This window comes from Massilia sp. UYP32, from assembly GCF_050434365.1.
GTDB classification, from domain to species: Bacteria; Pseudomonadota; Gammaproteobacteria; order Burkholderiales; family Burkholderiaceae_D; genus Telluria; species Telluria timonae.
Genome location: NZ_JBNDIK010000001.1, coordinates 203,553 through 224,694, shown reverse-complemented (window position 1 = coordinate 224,694; position 21,142 = coordinate 203,553). Strand labels below are relative to the sequence as shown.

Here is a 21,142-nt window from a genome sequence, read left to right as displayed (position 1 = left end):
GCGAAATGGGCCTGCAACTGAACTGCTTGCGGCAAGAAAGCGACACCGCGTCGATGCCGCCCCGGGGCTTCAGAACGCGTCACCCGGCACGCATACCCGCCCTTCCATCAAGACCCGCGCGCTGCGGCTCATGATGGCCTTGCCGACGCGCCAGGCGCCGCCCTCGTGAACCGCTTCGGCGCCCACGCGCAGGGTGCCGGACGGATGGCCGAAGCGCACCGCGCTGCGCTCGCCGCCGCCGGCCGCGAGGTTGACCAGGGTGCCGGGAATCGCCGCCGCGGTGCCGATCGCCACCGCCGCCGTGCCCATCATTGCATGGTGCAGCTTGCCCATCGAGAGCGCGCGCACCAGCAGATCGACGTCGCCCTGCGCCACCTGCCTGCCGCTGGACGACAGGTAGCCCGCCGGTTTCGCGACGAAAGCGATCTTCGGGGTATGCTGGCGCTTGCCGGCGTCCTCGATGCTGGCGATCAGCCCCATGCGCAGCGCGCCGTGCGCGCGGATGGTCTCGAACATGGCCAGCGCGCGCGCGTCGCCATTGATCGCGTCCTGCAGCTCGGTGCCGTCGTAGCCGACCGCACCCGCTTCGATGAAGATGGTCGGGATGCCGGCATTGATCATAGTCGCGCGCAGGACGCCGACGCCGGGCACGTCCAGTTCATCGACCAGGTTCCCGGTCGGGAACATCGCACCGGCACTGCCCTCTTCCTCGGCCGCCGGATCCATGAACTCGAGCTGCACCTCGGCCGCCGGGAAGGTCACGCCATCGAGTTCGAAGTCGCCCGTTTCCTGGACCTGACCATCCGTCATCGGCACATGGGCGATGATGGACTTGCCGATATTGGCCTGCCAGATGCGCACGACCGCGACGCCGTCGCGCGGCACGCGCGCCGGGTCGACCAGGCCGTTCGCGATCGCGAACGGCCCGACCGCGGCCGACAGGTTGCCGCAGTTGCCGCTCCAGTCGACGAAGGGCTTGTCGATCGCCACCTGGCCGAACAGGTAGTCGACGTCGTGGTCGGGACGGGCGCTGCGCGCGACGATCACGGCCTTGCTGGTGCTGGACGTGGCGCCACCCATGCCGTCGATCTGCTTGCCGTAGGGGTCGGGGCTGCCGATCACGCGCTGCAGCAAGGCGTCGCGCGCGGCGCCGGGCTCGCGCGCCGCTTCGGGCAGGTCTTGCAGCGTGAAGAACACGCCTTTGCTGGTGCCGCCGCGCATATAGGTCGCGGGAATCCTGATCTGGGGAACGTGGGACATCGTGCGCTTCTCCATCAAGCCGCCGCCTTCGGCGCCGACGATTCAAGGAAGTCCTGGGCAAAGCGCTGCAGCACCCCGCCCGCTTCATAGATGGCGACTTCCTCGGCCGTATCGAGGCGGCAGGTCACCGCCACCGCGAGCTGTTCTCCGGTCTTGCGGTGGATGACCAGCGTCAGGTCGGCGCGCGGCGTGCGCTCGCCCACCACGTCGAAGGTCTCGGTGCCGTCGATGCCGAGCGTGATGCGATTCACGCCGGGCTTGAACTCCAGCGGCAGCACGCCCATGCCCACCAGGTTGGTGCGGTGGATGCGCTCGAAGCCTTCGGCCACGATCGCCTCCACGCCCGCCAGGCGCACGCCCTTGGCCGCCCAGTCGCGCGACGAGCCCTGGCCATAATCGGCGCCCGCCACCACGATCAGCGGCTGCTTGCGTTCCATGTAGTGCTCGATCGCTTCCCACATGCGGGTCACCTCGCCCGTCGGCTCGATGCGCGCCAGCGAACCGGCAACCACATTGCCCAGGCCATCCTTCACCATCTCGTTCCTGAGCGTCGGATTGGCGAAGGTGGCGCGCTGCGCCGTCAGGTGGTCGCCGCGGTGGGTGGCGTAGGAATTGAAGTCTTCTTCCGGCAAGCCCATCTTCGCCAGGTACTCGCCGGCGGCCGAGTCGAGCAGGATGGCGTTCGACGGCGACAGGTGGTCGGTGGTGATGTTGTCGCCCAGGACCGCCAGCGGGCGCATGCCGGAAAGTAGGCGTTCGCCCGCCAGCGCGCCTTCCCAGTACGGCGGGCGGCGGATGTACGTGCTCTGTGGCCGCCAGTCGTACAGCGGGCTGACCCTGGCGCCATCGTCGACGACGCGCGCGAACATCGGCGTATATACCTTGCGGAACTGCTCGGGCTTGACGCTGGCGGCGACCACGGCGTCGATCTCTTCGTCCGACGGCCACAGGTCGGCCAGGCGGATCTCCCTGCCCGCGGCGTCCAGTCCCAGCACGTCCTTCTCGATGTCGAAGCGGATGGTGCCGGCGATCGCATACGCGACCACCAGCGCCGGCGAGGCCAGGAAGGCCTGCTTGGCATAAGGGTGGATGCGGCCGTCGAAGTTGCGGTTGCCCGACAGGACGGCGGTCGCATACAGGTCGCGCTCGATGATCTCTTGCTGGATGGTCGGGTCGAGCGCGCCGCTCATGCCGTTGCAGGTGGTGCAGGCGAACGCCACGACGCCGAAGCCCAGCTTGTCCAGTTCGGGCGTGAGGCCGGCTTCGTCCAGATAGAGGGCGACAGCCTTCGAGCCTGGCGCCAGCGAACTTTTCACCCAGGGTTTGCGCAGCAGGCCCGCGCGGTTGGCGTTGCGCGCCAGCAGGCCGGCGGCGATCATATTGCGCGGGTTGTTGGTGTTGGTGCAGCTGGTAATCGCCGCGATGATCACGGCGCCGTCGGGCATCAGGCCCGGTTCGTCTTCTACTTTGCCCGCGATGCCGCGCGCCGCCAGTTCCGAGGTCGGCACGCGCTTGTGCGGATTCGACGGCCCGGCGATATTGCGCACCACGCTCGACAGGTCGAACGACAAGGTGCGTTCGTACTCGGCGTTTTTGAGGCTGTCGGCCCACAGGCCGGCCTGCTTCGCATAGGTCTCGACGAGGTGCACGGTCTCGTCCTCGCGCCCGGTCAGGCGCAGGTACTTGATGGTCTGCTCGTCGATGTAGAACATCGCGGCGGTGGCGCCGAATTCGGGCGCCATGTTCGAGATCGTGGCGCGGTCGCCCAGGGTCAGCGCGGCTGCGCCCTCTCCGTAGAACTCGAGGTAGCTCGATACGACCTTCGACTTGCGCAGGAACTCGGTCAGCGCCAGCACGGTGTCGGTGGCGGTGATGCCGGGGCCGGGCTTGCCGGTCAGTTCGACGCCGACGATGTCGGGCAGGCGCATGTACGAAGCGCGGCCCAGCATCACGCTTTCGGCTTCCAGCCCGCCGACGCCGATCGCGATCACGCCCAGCGCATCGACCATCGGCGTGTGCGAATCGGTGCCGACCAGGGTGTCCGGATACGCCACGCCGTTTTCCACCTGGATCACGGGCGACATGCGCTCCAGGTTGATCTGGTGCAGGATGCCGTTGCCGGGCGGGATCACGTCGACGTTCTGGAAGGCCTTCTTGGTCCAGTCGATGAAATGGAAGCGGTCTTCGTTGCGGCGATCCTCGATCGCGCGGTTCTTGCTGAACGCGTCCGGGTCGAAGCCGCCGCATTCGACGGCCAGCGAGTGGTCGACCACCAGCTGGGTCGGCACCACCGGATTGACCAGGGCCGGGTCGCCGCCTTGCGCCGCGATGGCGTCGCGCAGGCCGGCCAGGTCGACCAGGGCGGTCTGGCCCAGGATGTCGTGGCAGACCACGCGCGCCGGAAACCAGGGGAAGTCGCGTTCGCGCTTGCGTTCGATGATCTGCTTGAGCGCGTCGTTCATGCAGGCCGGCTCGCAGCGGCGCACGAGGTTCTCGGCCAGCACGCGCGAGGTGTACGGCAAGGTGTCGTAGGCGCCGGGCTGGATGGCGTCGACCGCGGCGCGCGTGTCGAAATACTCCAGGTCGGTGCCCGGCAGGGGTTTCAGGTGATTCGAATTCATGGCGATGCTCTTTATTTGCGCTCGGCCAGCGGCACGAACGCCAGGTCTTCCGGACCGACGTAGTTCGCGCTCGGGCGGATGATCTTGTTGTCGATGCGCTGCTCGATGACGTGGGCGGCCCAGCCCGAGGTGCGCGAGATGACGAACAGCGGCGTGAACATGGCGGTCGGCACGCCCATCATGTGGTACGACACGGCCGAGAACCAGTCCAGGTTCGGGAACATCTTCTTCACGTCCCACATCACGGATTCCAGGCGTTCGGCGATGTCGAACATCTTCATCGAGCCTGCATCAAGAGACAGCGAGCGCGCCACTTCCTTGATCACCTTGTTGCGCGGGTCCGAGATCGTGTACACCGGGTGGCCGAAGCCGATCACGACTTCCTTGTTGGCCACGCGGTTGCGGATGTCGGCTTCGGCTTCGTCGGCGTTTTCATAACGCTTCTGGATGTCGAGCGCCACTTCGTTGGCGCCGCCATGCTTCGGACCGCGCAGCGCGCCGATGGCGCCGGTGATGGCCGAGTGCATGTCGGAACCGGTGCCGGCGACCACGCGCGCGGTGAAGGTCGATGCATTGAATTCATGCTCGGCATACAGGATCAGCGAGGTGTGCATCGCCTGCACCCAGGACTGGCTCGGCTTGACGCCGTGCAGCAGGTGCAGGAAGTGGCCGCCGATCGAATCGTCGTCGGTTTCCACTTCGATGCGCTTGCCATTGTGGCTGTAGTGATACCAGTACAGCAGCATCGAGCCGAACGAGGCCATCAGGCGGTCGGCGATGTCGCGCGCGCCGGCGATGTTATGGTCGTCCTTCTCGGGCAGCACGCAGCCCAGCACCGACACGCCGGTGCGCATCACGTCCATCGGGTGGGCGCCGGCCGGCAGCGCTTCCAGCGCGCTTTTCACCGCCTGCGGCAGGCCGCGCAGCGACTTCAGCTTGGCTTTATAACCGCGCAACTCGGCCTCGTTCGGCAGCTTGCCGTGCACCAGCAGGTAGGCGATTTCCTCGAACTCGCAGGCATCGGCCACGTCCAGGATGTCGTAGCCGCGGTAGTGCAGGTCGTTGCCCGATTTGCCGACCGAGCACAGCGCGGTATTGCCGGCGGCGACGCCGGACAGGGCCACGGATTTCTTCGGCTTGAAGGTCGGGGTTTCGTTGTTCTGGGTCGTCATCCTCGGTTCTCCTTATTTCGCTTTGTTCTGGGCGAACAGCGCGTCGAGCTTCTGTTCATAGCTATGGTAGTCGATGCGGTCGTACAGTTCGGCGCGCGTCTGCATGGTGTCGAGCACGTTCTGCTGGGTGCCGTCGCGGCGGATCGCGGTATACACGTTTTCGGCAGCCTTGTTCATCGCGCGGAAGGCCGACAGCGGATACAGCACCAGGCCGACGCCGGCACTTTTGAGCTCATCGACGCTGAACAGCGGGGTCGCGCCGAACTCGGTGATATTGGCCAGCACCGGCACCTTGACCGCATCGGCGAACTGTTTATACATCTGGAGGCTCGTCATCGCCTCGGGGAAGATCATGTCGGCGCCGGCTTCCACGCAAGCCACGGCGCGTTCGATGGCGGCGTCCAGCCCTTCCACCGCCAGCGCGTCAGTGCGCGCCATGATCACGAACTCGTCGTACGGACGAGCATCGGCGGCGGCCTTGATGCGGTCGACCATCTCGTCCTTGCTGACGATTTCCTTGCCCGGACGGTGGCCGCAGCGCTTGGCGCCGACCTGGTCTTCGATGTGGCAGGCGGCGGCGCCGGCCTTGGCCAGCGTGCGCACGGTGCGCGCGACGTTGAAGGCCGAGGCGCCGAAACCGGTGTCGACGTCGACCAGCAGCGGCAGGTCGCACACGTCGGTGATGCGGCGCACGTCGATCAGGACGTCGTCCAGGTTCGAGATGCCGAGATCGGGCAAGCCCAGCGAACCCGCCGCCACGCCGCCGCCCGACAGGTAGATCGCCTTGAAACCGGCGCGCTTGGCCAGCAGGGCGTGGTTGGCGTTGATTGCGCCGACCACTTGCAATGGGGATTCTTCCTGCATTGCCTTGCGGAATGCGGCGCCGGCGGAGAGCTTGGTCATGCGGTGTCCTTTCAGATGCGGTGGATGTCGATGCTGATATTGCAAAGCGCGTGCCAGGTCGATGCCAGTCCCTGGCGCGCTGACAGTTCCCTTTATATTCAGTTACTTAGCGCGAGCTGCACATACGATCCCGGCATCTCTGTTTGCCACCGCCCTCGATCTCGTTTCACATTGAAACGATGAGATGCAACACTTGAAACGATCAGGCCGAGCTTGACAGCGTAGCGGGTGTCTTGACATATCGGGATTTCCCGATATACTCGAACGTATGGAACTGCTCGACATCTTCAAAGCCCTCTCCAACCGCACCCGCCTCGATATCCTGAAAGGCTTGAAGGACCCGGAGAAGCATTTCCCTCCGCAAGACGAGGGCGACGTGCACACGGTCGGCGTTTGCGTGAGCAGTATTCAGGAAGGCGTCGGCCTGTCGCAGTCGACCGTGTCCGACTACCTTGCAACGCTGCAGCGGGCTGGCCTGGTCGAGGTGCGCCGTATCGGCCAGTGGACGTACTACAAGAGGAACGAGGCAAACATCAGCGCCCTCGCCGAGATCATCGGCAAAGAGCTGTAAATTTTTTAGGCATGTATATCGATTATTCCCGATATCCCTTTTTAACGAAACGAGGAACAATCATGAAAGCACAACTACTCAGTTCATTTGGCGGCCCGGAATCGTTTGAACTGCGCGACGTGCCGAAACCGATACCGCAAGCCGGCCAGGTGCTGGTGCGGGTGCAGGCCACCTCCATCAATCCGCTGGATTACCAGGTGCGCCGCGGCGACTATGCCGACCTGGTGCCGCTGCCGGGCATCACCGGGCACGACGTCTCGGGCGTGGTCGAGGAAGTCGGACCGGGCGTGACCGCGTTCGCGCCGGGCGACGAAGTCTGGTACACCCCGCAGATCTTCGATGGCCCCGGAAGCTATGCCGAATACCACGTCGCCTCGGAAAACATCGTCGGCAGGAAGCCCGCCTCGCTGACCCATCTCGAGGCCGCCAGCCTGACCCTCGTGGGAGGCACCGCCTGGGAAGCCCTCGCCGTGCGCGCGCAGTTGAAGGCCGGGGAAAGCATCCTGGTCCATGGCGGCGCGGGTGGCGTTGGCCACGTCGTGATCCAGATTGCCAAGGCCATGGGCGCCCGCGTGTTCACCACGGTGCGTGAAGATAATTTCGAGTTCGTCCGTGGCCTGGGGGCCGACGTGGTCATCGATTACACGCAAGAAGATTATGTCGACGCCATCCTGCGCGAAACCGGCGGCCACGGCGTCGACGTGGTGTTCGACACCATCGGCGGCGATACCCTGACGCGCAGTCCGGACGTGCTGGCGCAACTCGGTCGCGTCGTCTCGATCGTGGACATCGCGATACCGCAGAACCTGATCCAGGCCTGGGGCAAGAATGCGAGCTACCACTTCGTCTTCACCCGGCAGAACCGCGGCAAGCTCGACGAACTGAGCGCCCTGATCGAGCGCGGCCTGCTGAAGCCGCACGTTGGCGCCGTCTATTCGCTGGCCGACATTCCGCTTGCCCATGCTCGGCTGGAAAGTCGTGACAACGGGCTCAGGGGAAAGATCGCGATTGCGGTGGGGCCGTTGGCCGATCGCACGAGTGCGCAAGCCCGAGTCGGTTGATTCACTGCAAAAGGAACATCATGGTGTATGAAATCGCCACCCTGCTCGTCCGGCCCGAATGCACCGAGGCGTTCAGACATGCATTTGCCGACGTCGCTCACCTGCTCACCCGCGCGAAGGGTTACCAGGGCCATTTGCTGGCGCCCGGGGTCGAGCTGCCGCAACAGTTCACGCTCATCGTGCGCTGGCAGACTCTGGAAGATCACACCCCGCGCTTCGAAACGAGCGACGACCACCGGATGTTCATGGCGGGCTTGCAGGATTTTCTCGCGGGCGAACCCGCCGTCCGCCACATCGAAGGTGCGGCCTTCAGCATCGGGCCGTGGGACGCCAGGTCGGGGAAATAAAAAAGGGGCGCCCCTCACAGGCCGCCCCTTTTGGATACTCAACTACGGTTCAGTGCGCCGACGCACCCGCCGCACCGATACCGGTCTCGGCGCGCACTTCCTGCGCCTCGAAGCCGGCGCGGTCGATGCGGGCGCGCGGGCCCTTGTCGGTGATCGAGAAGATCCAGATGCCGAAGAAGCCGACCGCCATCGAGAAGATCGCCGGCGAGGCATATGGGAAGATCGCGGCGCTGTTGCCCAGCACGTCGACCCAGACCGATTTCGACAGCAGGGTCAGCACGACCGCGGTCGCCAGGCCCAGGAAGCCGCCCACGGTGGCGCCGCGGGTGGTGCAGTCTTTCCACAGCACCGACATGAACAGCACCGGGAAGTTGGCCGAAGCGGCGATCGCGAAGGCCAGCGACACCATGAAGGCGACGTTCTGCTTTTCGAAGGCGATACCCAGCAGCACGGCGATGATGCCGAGGCAGATGGTGGTGATCTTCGACACCTTCAGCTCGTCGGCGCTGTTGGCCTGGCCCTTCTTGAACACGGTGGCGTACAGGTCATGCGAGACCGCCGAGGCGCCCGACAGGGTCAGGCCGGCCACCACCGCCAGGATGGTCGCGAAGGCCACGGCAGAGATGAAGCCCAGGAAGACGTCGCCGCCCACGGCTTGCGCCAGGTGGACCGCCGCCATATTGTTACCGCCCAGCAGTGCGCCGGCAGCATCCTTGAAGGCCGGGTTGGTGCCGACCAGCACGATCGCGCCGAAGCCGATGATGAAGGTCAGGATGTAGAAGTAGCCGATCCAGGTGGTCGCCCACAGCACCGACTTGCGCGCTTCCTTGGCGCTCGGGACGGTGAAGAAGCGCATCAGGATGTGCGGCAGGCCGGCGGTGCCGAACATCAGCGCCATGCCGAAGGAAATCGCGGAAATCGGATCCTTGATGAAGCTGCCCGGGCCCATGATCGCTTCGCCCTTGGCGTGCAGCTCGGTGGCGCTCTGGAACAGTTGGGTCGGGCTGAAGTTATATTGCGCCAGCACCGAGAACGCCATGAACGAGGCGCCCGACAGCAGCAGCACGGCCTTGATGATCTGCACCCAGGTGGTGGCGGTCATGCCGCCGAACAGCACGTAGACCATCATCAGGATGCCGACCAGCACCACCGCGATCCAGTAGTCCAGGCCGAACAGCAGCTTGATCAGCTGGCCGGCGCCGACCATCTGCGCGATCAGGTAGAAGGCCACCACGACCAGGGTGCCGGAAGCCGCGAACACGCGGATCGGCTTCTGGGCGAAGCGGTAGGAGGCCACGTCGGCGAAGGTGAAGCGGCCCAGGTTGCGCAGGCGCTCGGCCATCAGGAAGGTGATGACGGGCCAGCCGACCAGGAAGCCGATCGCATAGATCAGGCCGTCGAAGCCGTCCAGGAACACGGCGGCGGAAATGCCCAGGAAGGACGCGGCCGACATGAAGTCGCCCGCGATCGCGAGGCCGTTCTGGAAGCCGGTGATGCCGCCGCCGGCGGTATAGAAGTCGGATGCCGAACGGGTCTTGGCGGCAGCCCATTTGGTGATGTACAGGGTGCCCAGCACGAACACGCCGAACATGATGATGGCGGTCCAGTTGGTGGCTTGCTTGACGCCCTGGCCGAGGTCGGGGGCGGCCTGGGCGATGCCCGCGGCGGCCAGCAGGGCAATTGCGGCTGCGGTGTGGAAGCGCTTCATCATGCCCCCACTTTCGCTTTGATGGCGTCGCTCAGTTCGTCGTAGTCGCGGTTGGCGCGGCGCACGTAGATGCCGGTGATGACCACGGTGAACACGATGACGAACAGGCCCAGGGGAATACCCCAGGTCATGACGCCTTCACCGATGCGGGAACCCATGAACTCCTTGTTGAAGGCGACCAGCAGCGTGAAGCCGTAGTACACGATCATCATGGCCCAGGTCAGCGTCCAGCCGAACCGGGAACGGGTCTCTTTGAGCTTGAGGTAATTCGGGTCGCTCTTGACCCTTTGTACGACGTCTTGATCCAATTTTGTCTCCTGATTTTTCTGGTATTGCCTTTGCGGCTGAGACCCATCCTACGGCCGGCCCCTTACCGGATTCTTACGGCATGGAAGTAATTGACCGCTCGTTCGCTTAGGTCATGGCGTTTCAAATTGAAACTTGGCGCTGAAAAATGCACTAGACTTGAAACATGAATGCACCCCGCTCCCCGCTGGAGGCTGGCGACAAGCCGGTCATCTGGACCGTCTCCGTCTCGCGCCTGTCCGACCTGTTCCGCGACATCACCGTCGAATACGACCACTTAGCTTTGATCGAACCGCTGCATCTTGGTTTTGACGAGGCTGCGAAACATATCCGCGAGCGCCTGGCTCTTGAACACTGTGACGTGGTCATCGCGGCCGGCTCGAATGCCGCCTGGCTCAAGGGCCGCGTGTCGGTGCCGGTGGTGGCGGCCAAGGCCAGCGGCTTCGACGTGCTGAAGGCGCTGGCGCGCGCGCGCCGCGTGTCGCACCGGATCGGCGTCATCAGCTACCAGGCGCCGCTGCCGGAACTGGCCGACTTCGCCGCCACCTTCGGCCTCGACCTGGCCCAGCGCACCTACGTCACGCGCGAGGATGCGCGCGCCGCGGTGCACGAGCTCAAGGCCGAGGGCATCGCCGTAATCGTCGGCGCCGGCTTGATCACCGACCTGTCCGAGGAAGCCGGGCTGACCGGCGTGTTCCTGTATTCGGCGGCCTCGATTCGCCAGGCCTTCGACGACGCGCTCGAGCTGGCGCGCCTGACCCGGCTCGAGGCCGGCCGCGGACGGCGCAAGGGAGCCGAACAACGCGCGCGGCGCGGCATGAACGACTTGCGCGGCGACTCGCCCGCGATGGAGCGCCTGCGCCAGACCGTGGTGCTGTACGCGCGCTCGCCCAGCACCGTCCTGATCGAGGGCGAGACCGGCAGCGGCAAGGAACTGGTGGCCCAGGCGATCCACCGCGAAAGCCCGCGCCGCGGCGCCAACCGCCCCTTCGTGGCGGTCAACTGCGGGGCGATCGCCGAGTCCTTGCTGGAGTCGGAACTGTTCGGCCACGAGGAAGGCGCGTTCACCGGCGCGCGCCGCGGCGGCCACGCCGGCCTGTTCGAGGCCGCCAACGGCGGCACCCTGTTCCTGGACGAGATCGGCGAAATGCCGCTGGCCCTGCAGACCCGCCTGCTGCGCGTGCTGGAAGAACGCGAGGTGATGCGGGTCGGCGGCACGCGCCCGGTGCCGATCGACGTGCGCGTGATCAGCGCCACCCACTGCGACCTCGAAGCGCGGGTGCGCGAGGGACGTTTTCGGGCCGACCTGTTCTATCGGCTGGCGGTGCTGCGCCTGGCCCTGCCGCCGCTGCGCGCACGGGCGCAGGACATCGCGCCGCTGGCCGAATGGTCATTGAAGCAGGCGCTGGCCGCGCTCGATGCGCGCCCGCATCCGAACCTGGCGGCCGAGGTCAAGGCGTGCGCGCCCCTGCTCTCCTCCTATGCCTGGCCGGGCAATGTGCGCGAGCTGCGCAACCTGATGGAAAGGGTCGCATTGTTCCTGGCGGCCGAGCCGCTGCAGGCGCTCACGCCGGCCTTCATGCTGTCGGTGGCGCCGGAACTGGGGCGGCAAGCGGCGCCGGCCGTCGACGCATTGCCCGCGCCCGGTGCGGCGCGCGAATCGACGGCGGCCGTGCTGGCCCGCTTCGGCGGACAGCGCGATCTTGCCGCGCAGCACCTAGGCATCAGCCGCACCACCCTGTGGCGCCGTCTCAAGGCCGAGGGCTCTTAACAAAACTTTAAGCTGATCCAAAGCAGCGCTCGACAAAAACTCGTATCATGAATCTTTCAAGCGCTGGCGCCTACCCGCGCCAGTTCGTCGTAGCACGCCGGCCTGCCGCGGTCTCTTGCGCTACCCGCGCCGGCTGGTCGGCTTAACGGAGGCAATATGCAACATGCGTCGCAAGCTGCACTGTTTTCGCTGATCGGCGATACCCCGCTGGTGGAAGTCACCCGGATCGACACCGGCCCCTGCCAGCTGTTCCTCAAGCTCGAATCGCAGAACCCGGGCGGCTCCATCAAGGACCGCATCGGCAAGACCATGATCGAGCAGGCCGAGCACGACGGCCTGCTGCAGCCCGGCGGCACCGTGATCGAGGCCACGGCCGGCAATACCGGCCTGGGCCTGGCGCTGGTGGCGCGCATCAAGGGCTACCGCGTGGTGCTGGTCGTGCCCGACAAAATGGCGGCCGAAAAAGTCCTGCACCTGAAGGCGCTCGGCGCCGAAATCCACCTGACCCGCTCCGACGTCGGCAAGGGCCATGCCGAGTACTACCAGGACTACGCGGCGCGCCTGGCCAAGGAGATTCCCGGCGCCTGGTTCGCCGACCAGTTCAACAATCCGGCCAATCCGCGCGCCCACGAAACCACCACCGGCCCCGAGATCTGGGACCAGACCAACCACAAGCTCGACGCCATCGTGGTCGGCGTCGGCTCATCCGGCACCCTCACCGGCCTGTCGCGCTATTTTAAAAAGACCCAGCCCCTGCTCGAATTCGTCCTGGCCGACCCCAAGGGCTCGATCCTGGCCGAGTACGTCGAGACCGGCCACGTCTCGCAGCACGCGGGCTCGTGGGCGGTCGAGGGCATCGGCGAGGATTTCATCCCCGGCATCGCCGACCTGTCGCGCGTCAAGACCGCCTACACCATCAGCGACGAAGAGAGTTTCTCGACCGCGCGCCTGCTGCTGCAACAAGAAGGCATCCTGGCGGGTTCTTCCACCGGCACCCTGCTGGCGGCCGCGCTGCGCTATTGCCGCGCCCAGACCCGCCCCAAGCGCGTGGTCACCTTCGTGTGCGACACCGGCACCCGCTACCTCTCCAAGGTGTACAGCGACGGCTGGATGGTCGACCAGGGCCTGATCACGCGGCCGAAAACGGGCGACCTGCGCGACCTGATCGGCCGCCGCCACGACGCCGGCGAAGTCATCACGCTGGCGCCCGACGACACCCTGCTTACCGCCTTCAACCGCATGCGCTCGAGCGACCTGCAGCAGCTGCCGGTGGTCGACGCCGGCGGCCGGCTGCTGGGCCTGATCGACGAATCCGACCTGCTGCACCAGGTGACGCAAGATACCGCGCGCTTCAATGCGCCGGTGTCCGGCACCATGACGACCGAACTGCAAACCCTGCATCCGGCGGCGAGCATGGGCCAGCTGCGCGAGATCCTCGATCGCGGCCTGACCGCCGTCATCGCCGACGGGCCGACCTTCTACGGTCTGATCACGCGCTACGACCTGCTCAACCATCTGCGAAGGACCCTGTCTTGACCAATCCAATCGAATTCAAGCGCCATCTGGCCACCCGCGTCATCCACGGCGGCCAGGCGCCCGAACCGGCCACCGGCGCCGTGATGCCGCCCATCTTCGCCACCTCGACCTTCCGGCAAGAAAGCCCCGGCGTGCACAAGGGCCTCGACTACGGCCGCTCGCACAACCCGACGCGCTGGGCGCTCGAGCGCTGCGTGGCCGACATCGAGGGCGGGCGCGCCGCCTTCGCCTTCGCCTCGGGCCTGGCCGCGATCGCGGCGGTGCTCGAGCTGCTCCCGGCCGGCTCGCACATCGTGGCCGGCGACGATATGTATGGCGGCACCTACCGCCTGTTCGAGCGCGTGCGCCGCGACAGCGCCGGCCTGTCGTTCAGCTACGTCGACCTGTCCGACCCCGACGCGCTGGCCGCCGCCATCAAGCCCGAGACGCGCATGGTGTGGGTCGAGACCCCGACCAACCCGATGCTCAAGCTGGCCGACCTGACGGCGATCGCCGGCGTCTGCCATGCGCGCGGCATCATCAGCGTGTGCGACAACACCTTCGCCAGTCCGATCAACCAGCGTCCACTGGAACACGGCTTCGACATCGTGGTGCACTCGACCACCAAGTACATGAACGGGCACTCGGACGTGATCGGCGGCGTGGCCGTGGTCGGCGCCGGCGACGCCCAGACCGGGCTGGCCGAGAAGCTCGGCTTCATCCAGAACGCCGTGGGCGCGATCCAGGGCCCGTTCGACAGCTTCCTGGTGCTACGCGGGATCAAGACGCTGGCCCTGCGCGTCGAGCGCAGCAACGCCAACGCCCTGCTGCTGGCCAGCTGGCTCGAGCAGCAACCGAAAGTTCGCAAGGTGTATTACCCGGGGCTGGAATCGCATCCCCAGCACGCGCTGGCGCGCCACCAGATGCACGGCTACGGCGGCATCGTGTCGATCGACCTCGACACCGACATCGCCGGCGCGCGGCGCTTCCTGGAGGCCTGCGAAGTGTTTACCCTGGCCGAGAGCCTGGGCGGCGTGGAAAGCCTGATCGAGCATCCTGCCCTGATGACCCACGCCACCATTCCGCCGGAGCAGCGCGCCGAACTCGGCATCGGCGACGGGCTGATTCGCCTGTCGGTGGGCATCGAGCACATCGACGACCAGCGCGAGGATCTGCGCCGCGCATTGGCCGCGATCTGAACGTCGATCAAGCCGCTTCGAGCAGGCGCTGATGCGGCTGCTCCGACGCGGCCCGCGCGCTGCGCAACTTGAACGTCGCCACCAGCGCCGACAACTCCGCCGCCTGCTGGCGCATCGAGGCCGCCGCTGCGGCGGCTTCTTCCACCATCGCCGCGTTCTGCTGGGTCGACATGTCGATCTCCGCGATCGACTTGCTGACCTGGGTGACACCCATGGCCTGGCCCGCGCTGGCGGTGTGGATCTGGCCGAGGATGCCGGCCACCTCGTGCACGTGCTGGAGCATGGCGCGCATGGTCGAGCCGGCCGATTCGGCCATGCCGGTGCCGGCCTCGATCTCGCTCGACGACTCGCCTATCAGCTTCTTGATTTCCTTGGCCGCGCCGGCCGAGTGCTGGGCCAGGTTGCGCACCTCGCTCGCCACCACCGCGAAGCCGCGGCCTTCGCTGCCGGCGCGCGCCGCTTCCACCGCCGCGTTCAGCGCCAGGATATTGGTCTGGAAGGCGATGCTGTCGATCATGCCCGTGATGTCCACGATGCGCGCGGCCGATGCCTTGATCGCTCCCATGCGCGCCACCAGTTGCTCGACCGCCCTCGCGCCTTCGGTGGCCACGCCGGACGCGGTCTGGGCCAGGGCATTGGCCTGGCGCGCATTGGCGTTGTTGCTGGCGATCGCCTCGCTCAACTCGTCCATCGCGCTCACGGTCTGGCGCAGCGCGTCGGCCTGGCGCTCGGTGCGGGTCGACAGGTCCTGGTTGCCTTCGGCGATCTCGCTCGAGGCCGAATCGATCGCCTGGGCGCCGACCAGCACCTGCGACACGGTGTTCGAGACGCCATGGGTCATGCCATTGAGGGCGTCGAACAGGCGGCCGATCTCGTCGCTGCGCCCGTGCTGGATGGTTGGACGCAGGTCGCCTTTCGCCACCTGCTCGGCCAGCATGGCGGCCCGCCGCAGCGGCGCCACCAGGTTGCGGCTCAAGGCCCAGGCCAGGCCGACGCCGACCAGCAGCGCCGCGCCGCCCAGCCCCAGCAGCAGGATCTTGCTGAAGCTCGACGCGGCGCTCGTTTCGTCGGCCAGGCGGTGCGCCTCGCTGCTCTCGTAGGCGAGCAAGGCTTCGAACGCGCCGACCTTGGCCTTGTAGCCCGACTCCCATTGCCTGGTCAGGATTTCCTCGACCAGGCCGGTCTGCCCCAGGTCCTTGGCCTTGAACAGCGCTTCCTGCACCGTGCCCAGCGCGGCCTTGTGACGGGCCGCATCCTGCAGCAGCGCGCGTTCGCGTTCCGACACCGGCAGCTTGGCCAGTTTCTCCTCGATGGCGGCGATGTTCTTGCGGCCTTCGGCCAGCTGGGCCTGGAAGTAGTCGGCCAGTTCCAGGCTGTCGCTGCGCGCGATCGAAACGGTGCGCGAACCGTTCAGGCGTTCGATGCCGAGCAGGTCGGACACCAGCTGCTGCTTGGCCAGCTTGTCGTCGACCAGATTGGAAGTGATGACATCCGCCGCATGCATGCGCCATACCGCGACGGCGGCGATGATCACGATGACGAGGGAGAGAATGCCGAAGGCGCCGATGAGCTTGGCGGAGGTGTTGAGCTGTGCAAGTCGCATTGGTGGTCCGTGAGAAGGTGGGACAACGATGCGAGGAGTATAGAAATGTTATATGACATTGTCATGAACTCACATTTCCAGAATTACCATGGTTCTTTGCAAAGCCTTTTGAAATAAAAGCAATTAACTTAGATAAAAGATACGTCTTCTAGAGCGAGCGCTGCAGGCCATCTCGCGTCGATCCGCGAATAAAAAAAAGCCCGCGACACTTGGTGCGCGGGCTTCTTGCCGGAAGCGCCTTGCGGCGCCCTCCTTACTCGATCTCGACCGTCTCTGCCGGCGCCGGTGGCGGCAGTGCGTCGCCTTCCGGGAACTCGAGGACCACGTCGTCCTTCTCGTTCAGGTCGACCGTCACGCGGCCGCCGTTGACCAGGCGGCCGAACAGCAGCTCGTCGGCCAGCGCCTTGCGGATCATGTCCTGGATCAGGCGTGACATCGGACGCGCGCCCATCGCCGGATCGAAGCCTTTCTGGCCGAGGAACTTGCGCAGCTTCTCGGTGAACACCGCTTCGACCTTCTTCTCGTGCAGCTGCTCTTCGAGCTGCATCAGGAACTTGTCGACGACGCGCAGGATGATGTCCTCGTCCAGCGCGCGGAAGCTGATGATCGCGTCCAGGCGGTTACGGAACTCCGGCGTGAACATGCGCTTGATGTCGGCCATCTCGTCGCCGGTCGCACGCGAATCCACGAAGCCCAGCGAACGCTTGGTCAGGCTTTCGGCGCCCGCATTGGTGGTCATGATGATGATCACGTTGCGGAAGTCCGCCTTGCGGCCGTTGTTGTCGGTCAGGGTGCCATGGTCCATCACCTGCAACAGGATGTTGAAGATGTCGGGATGGGCCTTCTCGATCTCGTCCAGCAGCAGCACGGTGTGCGGCTTCTTGGTGATCGCCTCGGTCAGCAGGCCGCCCTGGTCGAAGCCGACGTAGCCCGGCGGCGCGCCGATCAGGCGCGACACGGCATGACGCTCCATGTACTCGGACATGTCGAAGCGCACCAGCTCGATGCCCAGGATGAAGGCCAGCTGTTTCGCCACCTCGGTCTTGCCGACGCCGGTCGGACCGGAGAACAGGAAAGAGCCGATCGGCTTGTCGGTCTTGCCCAGGCCCGCGCGCGCCATCTTGATCGCGGCCGACAGCGCCTCGATCGCCGGGTCTTGGCCGAACACGACGTTGCGCAGGTCGCGGTCGATCGTCTGCAGCTTGCTGCGGTCGTCCTGGTTGACCGTTTGCGGGGGAATCCGCGCGATCTTCGCGATGATGTCCTCGATCTCGGTCTTGCCGATGGTTTTCTTCTGCTTCGACTTCGGCAGGATGCGCTGGGCCGCGCCGGCTTCGTCGATCACGTCGATCGCCTTGTCCGGCAAATGACGGTCGTTGATGAAGCGCGCCGCCAGTTCGGCCGCGGTCGACAGCGCCGACGCCGAGTATTTCACGCCATGGTGCTCTTCGAAGCGCGACTTGAGGCCGCGCAGGATCGCCACGGTCTGCTCGACCGACGGTTCATTGACGTCGACTTTTTGGAACCGGCGCGACAGCGCATGGTCTTTCTCGAACACGCCGCGGAATTCGGTGAACGTGGTCGCGCCGATGCACTTGAGCTGGCCATTGGCCAGTGCCGGTTTGAGCAGGTTCGATGCGTCGAGCGTGCCGCCCGAGGCCGAGCCGGCGCCGATGATCGTGTGGATCTCGTCGATGAACAGGATGCCGTTCGGGGTGTCCTTGATCTGCTTGAGCACGGCCTTCAGGCGCTGCTCGAAATCGCCGCGGTACTTGGTGCCGGCCAGCAGCGCGCCCATGTCGAGCGAGAACACGACGGCGTTCTGCAGGATCTCGGGCACGTCCTCCTGCACAATGCGCCAGGCCAGGCCTTCGGCGATCGCGGTCTTGCCCACGCCGGCCTCGCCCACCAGCAGCGGGTTGTTCTTGCGGCGGCGGCACAGGATCTGGATCACGCGGTCGACTTCTTCCTCGCGTCCGATCAGCGGATCGATCTTGCCGTCGGCAGCCGCCTTGTTCAGGTTCTGGGTGAACTGGTCCAGCGGCGACTCTTTGGCCTGGCCTTCGACCTGCGCTTCTTCCACGCCTTCGGACGCCTTCTGGGTGTCCATCTGCTGGTCCTTGCGCACGCCGTGCGAGATGAAGTTGACGACGTCGAGACGGGTCACGCCCTGCTGGTGCAGGTAGTAGACGGCGTGCGAATCCTTCTCGCCGAAGATCGCGACCAGCACATTGGCGCCGGTCACTTCTTTCTTGCCGTTCGAAGCCGACTGCACGTGCATGATCGCGCGCTGGATCACGCGCTGGAAGCCGAGCGTCGGCTGGGTGTCGACCTCGCCCGTGCCTGGCACGGTCGGGGTGTTGTCACCGATAAAATTAGTCAAGGTCTTGCGCAGGTCTTCGATATTGACCGCGCACGCACGCAGGACTTCGGCGGCCGATGGATTATCGAGTAGCGCGAGCAGCAGGTGTTCCACGGTGATGAACTCGTGGCGTGCCTGTCGTGCCTCGACAAAGGCCATGTGTAGGGATACTTCAAGTTCCTGCGCAATCATACTTCCTCCATCACGCACTGCAGGGGGTGCCCGGCCTTGCGCGCATGCGTTAAGACAAACTCCACTTTGGTACACGCTATATCTTTGGAAAACACCCCACACACACCCTTACCATGACGGTGAACAGAGAGCATGATCTGGGTTGCGGTTTCGCGATCCTTGTTGAAATACTCCTGGATCACGGCCACCACGAACTCCATCGGCGTGTAGTCATCGTTCAGTAGCGCCACCTGGTACAGCGGAGGCGGTTTGATGGTCTGCCGCTCAAGCAGTTGTTCAGTATCGTGCTTCGTTGCCATGGGGTTATTCTAATACTTCCGAGGTTGGTGCCAAGCGTAAACATCAGCTCGTTTTCTGGTGCTTCCATCTTACGCGTTTTCGGATATTTGCGCAGATGGCGTTCCGATTGCGGAAATCAAGACCGTGGATGGGTTGGTCCGGAAATATTTGGCAATGGGCACGCAAAAGCGCTTGACTTCATTGATTATTCCACCAACAATGCAGTTATTGACATTGTACTTATGTACTTGTTGATAAGAAGTGAGCAGGCTGAGGAGGGGGCAAGAAGCTTCTTGCTTTTATGGCTCGTGTGATTTGTTAAATTTGAAAGTTCTTTTATGGCAACTGGTACTGTTAAGTGGTTCAATGATTCCAAAGGCTTTGGCTTCATCACTCCTGATGACGGCGGCGAGGATCTGTTTGCTCACTTCTCCGCGATCAACATGAACGGTTTTAAGACCCTCAAAGAAGGTCAAAAAGTCCAATTCGAAGTCACGCAAGGCCCTAAAGGCAAGCAAGCTTCCAACATCCAGGGTCTGTAATCTCTCCCCTCCCGGAAGCAAGGAACCCCGCGCATGCGGGGTTTTTTTTCGCCTACCGGTCGTGCCCTTGTTCATGCGTCCAGCCGCTCTCGCGCACGAAGGCCTGCGCGTCGGCGAGAATCGCCTGCAATTGCTCGTCGCTCACCGCATCGAGCGTGCCCGCGAGGCTGTTGCGCTGGATCGCCTCCAGCGCCTCGTCGTAGCGGCGCACCAGCGCCGCCGCACGCTCGGCCAGGTCGGGCGGGAGCACACCGGTCGCGGACGCCGCGCGCAAGCGCTCCGGATCGGCATGCCTCTGAAACGCATACATAAAACGTCCGATTCTCTCGTATTTGGCTTGGGTGATCGATGCTTCGCTCACGGCCTCTCCTCATGCGAATTAAATGACGCCTACATGTTTTCGATCATGACCTCGCCGAAGCCGGAACACGACACCTGGGTCGCCCCTTCCATCAGGCGCGCGAAATCGTAGGTCACCTTTTTCGACACGATCGCCCGGCCCATCGCCCCGATAATCAGGTCGGCCGCCTCGCTCCAGCCCATGTGGCGCAACATCATCTCGGCCGACAGGATCAGCGAACCGGGATTCACGTAGTCCTTGCCCGCGTATTTCGGCGCCGTGCCGTGGGTCGCTTCGAACATCGCCACCGAATCGGACATATTCGCGCCCGGCGCGATGCCGATGCCGCCCACCTGGGCCGCCAGCGCGTCCGAGATATAGTCGCCATTCAGGTTCAGCGTGGCGATCACGCTGTATTCCGCCGGACGCAGCAGGATCTGCTGCAGGAAGGCGTCGGCGATCGAATCCTTGATCATGATGTCGCGCCCGGTCTTCGGGTTTTTCACCTTGCACCACGGACCGCCGTCGAACAGCTCGGCGCCGAATTCCTTCTGCGCCAGCGCGTAACCCCAGTCGCGGAACGCGCCTTCGGTGTACTTCATGATATTGCCCTTGTGGACCAGGGTCACCGAAGGCTTGTCATGGTCGATGGCGTACTGGATCGCCTTGCGCACCAGGCGCTCGGCACCTTCGCGCGAGACCGGCTTGATGCCCAGCCCCGAGGTGTCCGGGAAGCGGATCTTGTTGACGCCCATTTCTTCGGCCAGGTAAGCGATCAGTTTCCGCGCGCCTTCGGAGCCGGCTTCCCATTCGATGCCGGCGTAGATGTCTTCGGAGTTCTCGCGGAAGATGACCATATCGGTCTTTTCCGGCTGCTTGAGCGGCGATGGCACGCCGGCGAAGTAACGCACCGGACGCAGGCAGACATACAGGTCGAGTTCCTGGCGCAGCGCAACGTTGAGCGAGCGGATGCCGCCGCCCACCGGCGTCGTCAGCGGGCCCTTGATCGAGACCACGTACTCCTTCAGCACGGCGAGCGTCTCGTCCGGCAGCCAGGTGTCCGCGCCGTAGCGCTGCGTCGCCTTCTCTCCGGCAAAGATTTCCATCCAGCTGATCTTGCGCGCGCCGCCGTAGGCCTTGTCCACCGCTGCGTCGACCACCTTGATCATGACCGGCGTGATGTCCACGCCGGTGCCGTCGCCCTCGATATAGGGAATGACCGGATTGTCCGGGACGTTCAGGGTGAAGTCGGCGTTGACGGTGATCTTCCGGCCAGCGGCCGGGACGGTGATATGCTGGACCATCCATTCCTCCTTTAAGGCGGCGGCCGGCGGCGCGAACTCGCTTACAATGACGCCCGGCATGCCGCCACGAGACATCGGCGTGCCCT

General features: G+C 64.9%; 18 protein-coding genes. 7 read left to right on the top strand and 11 right to left on the bottom strand.

Features of this window, described 5'->3' with window-relative positions:
* Positions 1-69: 69 nt before the first annotated feature.
* From prpF to prpB, 4 genes are read right to left on the bottom strand one after another with little or no spacing between them, the layout of a single operon-like run.
* Entirely contained in the window at positions 70-1,260 is a 1,191-nt protein-coding gene (gene prpF / locus ABIB42_RS01015; protein WP_429247729.1) for a 2-methylaconitate cis-trans isomerase PrpF, read from the bottom strand.
* 14 nt (positions 1,261-1,274) lie between these two features.
* Positions 1,275-3,881: a Fe/S-dependent 2-methylisocitrate dehydratase AcnD gene (gene acnD / locus ABIB42_RS01010; RefSeq protein WP_429247728.1), complete on the bottom strand. Its 2,607-nt coding sequence runs from the start codon at positions 3,879-3,881 to the stop codon at positions 1,275-1,277.
* 11 nt (positions 3,882-3,892) lie between these two features.
* Positions 3,893-5,053 (bottom strand): bifunctional 2-methylcitrate synthase/citrate synthase, encoded by a 1,161-nt coding sequence (gene prpC / locus ABIB42_RS01005; RefSeq protein WP_184234438.1) that lies wholly within the window; start codon positions 5,051-5,053, stop codon positions 3,893-3,895.
* 12 nt (positions 5,054-5,065) lie between these two features.
* Positions 5,066-5,956: a methylisocitrate lyase gene (gene prpB / locus ABIB42_RS01000; RefSeq protein WP_312484613.1), complete on the bottom strand. Its 891-nt coding sequence runs from the start codon at positions 5,954-5,956 to the stop codon at positions 5,066-5,068.
* 268 nt (positions 5,957-6,224) lie between these two features.
* On the opposite strand from prpB, the gene ABIB42_RS00995 reads away from it, so the two are divergent.
* The 3 genes from ABIB42_RS00995 (at position 6,225) to ABIB42_RS00985 (ending at position 7,935) form a co-directional block, all read left to right on the top strand.
* The gene (locus tag ABIB42_RS00995) at positions 6,225-6,527 is read left to right on the top strand and encodes an ArsR/SmtB family transcription factor (RefSeq protein ID WP_005669274.1); all 303 of its coding nucleotides are present in this window, start codon (positions 6,225-6,227) and stop codon (positions 6,525-6,527) included.
* A gap of 62 nt (positions 6,528-6,589) precedes the next feature.
* Positions 6,590-7,588 carry a zinc-dependent alcohol dehydrogenase family protein gene (locus ABIB42_RS00990; protein WP_429247727.1) on the top strand — a complete coding sequence of 333 codons (999 nt, stop codon included), beginning with the start codon at positions 6,590-6,592 and terminating at the stop codon, positions 7,586-7,588.
* 20 nt (positions 7,589-7,608) lie between these two features.
* Positions 7,609-7,935 carry an antibiotic biosynthesis monooxygenase family protein gene (locus ABIB42_RS00985; RefSeq protein WP_429247726.1) on the top strand — a complete coding sequence of 109 codons (327 nt, stop codon included), beginning with the start codon at positions 7,609-7,611 and terminating at the stop codon, positions 7,933-7,935.
* Between the two features lie 49 nt (positions 7,936-7,984).
* Here the strand turns inward: ABIB42_RS00985 and ABIB42_RS00980 are convergent, their stop codons facing one another.
* The gene (locus tag ABIB42_RS00980) at positions 7,985-9,643 is read right to left on the bottom strand and encodes a cation acetate symporter (RefSeq protein WP_157225678.1); all 1,659 of its coding nucleotides are present in this window, start codon (positions 9,641-9,643) and stop codon (positions 7,985-7,987) included.
* Positions 9,643-9,951, bottom strand: coding sequence for a DUF485 domain-containing protein (locus ABIB42_RS00975; RefSeq protein WP_005669270.1), 309 nt, complete (start codon positions 9,949-9,951; stop codon positions 9,643-9,645). Before ABIB42_RS00975 ends, ABIB42_RS00980 begins: the two co-directional genes overlap by 1 nt.
* Before the next feature lie 164 nt (positions 9,952-10,115).
* On the opposite strand from ABIB42_RS00975, the gene prpR reads away from it, so the two are divergent.
* The 3 genes from prpR (at position 10,116) to ABIB42_RS00960 (ending at position 14,434) form a co-directional block, all read left to right on the top strand.
* Entirely contained in the window at positions 10,116-11,720 is a 1,605-nt protein-coding gene (gene prpR, locus ABIB42_RS00970; protein WP_313631779.1) for a propionate catabolism operon regulatory protein PrpR, read from the top strand.
* A gap of 156 nt (positions 11,721-11,876) precedes the next feature.
* Entirely contained in the window at positions 11,877-13,256 is a 1,380-nt protein-coding gene (locus ABIB42_RS00965; protein WP_429247725.1) for a pyridoxal-phosphate dependent enzyme, read from the top strand.
* Positions 13,253-14,434, top strand: coding sequence for a trans-sulfuration enzyme family protein (locus tag ABIB42_RS00960; protein ID WP_184234456.1), 1,182 nt, complete (start codon positions 13,253-13,255; stop codon positions 14,432-14,434). Before ABIB42_RS00965 ends, ABIB42_RS00960 begins: the two co-directional genes overlap by 4 nt.
* A 7-nt stretch (positions 14,435-14,441) precedes the next feature.
* On the opposite strand, the gene ABIB42_RS00955 is transcribed toward ABIB42_RS00960, so the two are convergent.
* From ABIB42_RS00955 to clpS, 3 genes are all read right to left on the bottom strand, one after another.
* On the bottom strand, positions 14,442-16,037 hold the full coding sequence (locus tag ABIB42_RS00955; RefSeq protein WP_429247724.1) for a methyl-accepting chemotaxis protein: 1,596 nt from the start codon (positions 16,035-16,037) through the stop codon (positions 14,442-14,444).
* Between the two features lie 253 nt (positions 16,038-16,290).
* Positions 16,291-18,591, bottom strand: coding sequence for an ATP-dependent Clp protease ATP-binding subunit ClpA (gene clpA / locus ABIB42_RS00950; protein ID WP_071363564.1), 2,301 nt, complete (start codon positions 18,589-18,591; stop codon positions 16,291-16,293).
* Positions 18,588-18,890, bottom strand: a complete 303-nt coding sequence (gene clpS, locus ABIB42_RS00945) for an ATP-dependent Clp protease adapter ClpS (RefSeq protein WP_005669260.1) — start codon at positions 18,888-18,890, stop codon at positions 18,588-18,590. Before clpS ends, clpA begins: the two co-directional genes overlap by 4 nt.
* A gap of 318 nt (positions 18,891-19,208) precedes the next feature.
* Here clpS and cspE point away from each other — a divergent pair, with 318 nt between their 5' ends.
* The gene (gene cspE / locus ABIB42_RS00940) at positions 19,209-19,412 is read left to right on the top strand and encodes a transcription antiterminator/RNA stability regulator CspE (protein ID WP_005669258.1); all 204 of its coding nucleotides are present in this window, start codon (positions 19,209-19,211) and stop codon (positions 19,410-19,412) included.
* Positions 19,413-19,464: 52 nt separating this feature from the next.
* On the opposite strand, the gene ABIB42_RS00935 is transcribed toward cspE, so the two are convergent.
* Both ABIB42_RS00935 and icd read right to left on the bottom strand, forming a co-directional pair.
* Positions 19,465-19,773 (bottom strand): hypothetical protein, encoded by a 309-nt coding sequence (locus ABIB42_RS00935; protein WP_005669256.1) that lies wholly within the window; start codon positions 19,771-19,773, stop codon positions 19,465-19,467.
* A gap of 29 nt (positions 19,774-19,802) precedes the next feature.
* Entirely contained in the window at positions 19,803-21,056 is a 1,254-nt protein-coding gene (gene icd, locus ABIB42_RS00930; RefSeq protein ID WP_429247723.1) for an NADP-dependent isocitrate dehydrogenase, read from the bottom strand.
* Positions 21,057-21,142: the final 86 nt, after the last annotated feature.

What these genes read in the sequence shown, in the direction of transcription:
- prpB (WP_312484613.1), bottom strand. Translation starts at nt 5,956, where the DNA reads ATGACCAAGCTCTCCGCCGGCGCCGCATTCCGCAAGGCAATGCAGGAA.
- acnD (WP_429247728.1), bottom strand. Translation starts at nt 3,881, where the DNA reads ATGAATTCGAATCACCTGAAACCCCTGCCGGGCACCGACCTGGAGTAT.
- cspE (WP_005669258.1), top strand. Translation starts at nt 19,209, where the DNA reads ATGGCAACTGGTACTGTTAAGTGGTTCAATGATTCCAAAGGCTTTGGC.
- prpC (WP_184234438.1), bottom strand. Translation starts at nt 5,053, where the DNA reads ATGACGACCCAGAACAACGAAACCCCGACCTTCAAGCCGAAGAAATCC.
- prpR (WP_313631779.1), top strand. Translation starts at nt 10,116, where the DNA reads ATGAATGCACCCCGCTCCCCGCTGGAGGCTGGCGACAAGCCGGTCATC.
- prpF (WP_429247729.1), bottom strand. Translation starts at nt 1,260, where the DNA reads ATGTCCCACGTTCCCCAGATCAGGATTCCCGCGACCTATATGCGCGGC.
- ABIB42_RS00965 (WP_429247725.1), top strand. Translation starts at nt 11,877, where the DNA reads ATGCAACATGCGTCGCAAGCTGCACTGTTTTCGCTGATCGGCGATACC.
- ABIB42_RS00990 (WP_429247727.1), top strand. Translation starts at nt 6,590, where the DNA reads ATGAAAGCACAACTACTCAGTTCATTTGGCGGCCCGGAATCGTTTGAA.
- ABIB42_RS00995 (WP_005669274.1), top strand. Translation starts at nt 6,225, where the DNA reads ATGGAACTGCTCGACATCTTCAAAGCCCTCTCCAACCGCACCCGCCTC.
- ABIB42_RS00985 (WP_429247726.1), top strand. Translation starts at nt 7,609, where the DNA reads ATGGTGTATGAAATCGCCACCCTGCTCGTCCGGCCCGAATGCACCGAG.
- icd (WP_429247723.1), bottom strand. Translation starts at nt 21,056, where the DNA reads ATGGTCCAGCATATCACCGTCCCGGCCGCTGGCCGGAAGATCACCGTC.
- clpA (WP_071363564.1), bottom strand. Translation starts at nt 18,591, where the DNA reads ATGATTGCGCAGGAACTTGAAGTATCCCTACACATGGCCTTTGTCGAG.
- clpS (WP_005669260.1), bottom strand. Translation starts at nt 18,890, where the DNA reads ATGGCAACGAAGCACGATACTGAACAACTGCTTGAGCGGCAGACCATC.
- ABIB42_RS00955 (WP_429247724.1), bottom strand. Translation starts at nt 16,037, where the DNA reads ATGCGACTTGCACAGCTCAACACCTCCGCCAAGCTCATCGGCGCCTTC.
- ABIB42_RS00980 (WP_157225678.1), bottom strand. Translation starts at nt 9,643, where the DNA reads ATGAAGCGCTTCCACACCGCAGCCGCAATTGCCCTGCTGGCCGCCGCG.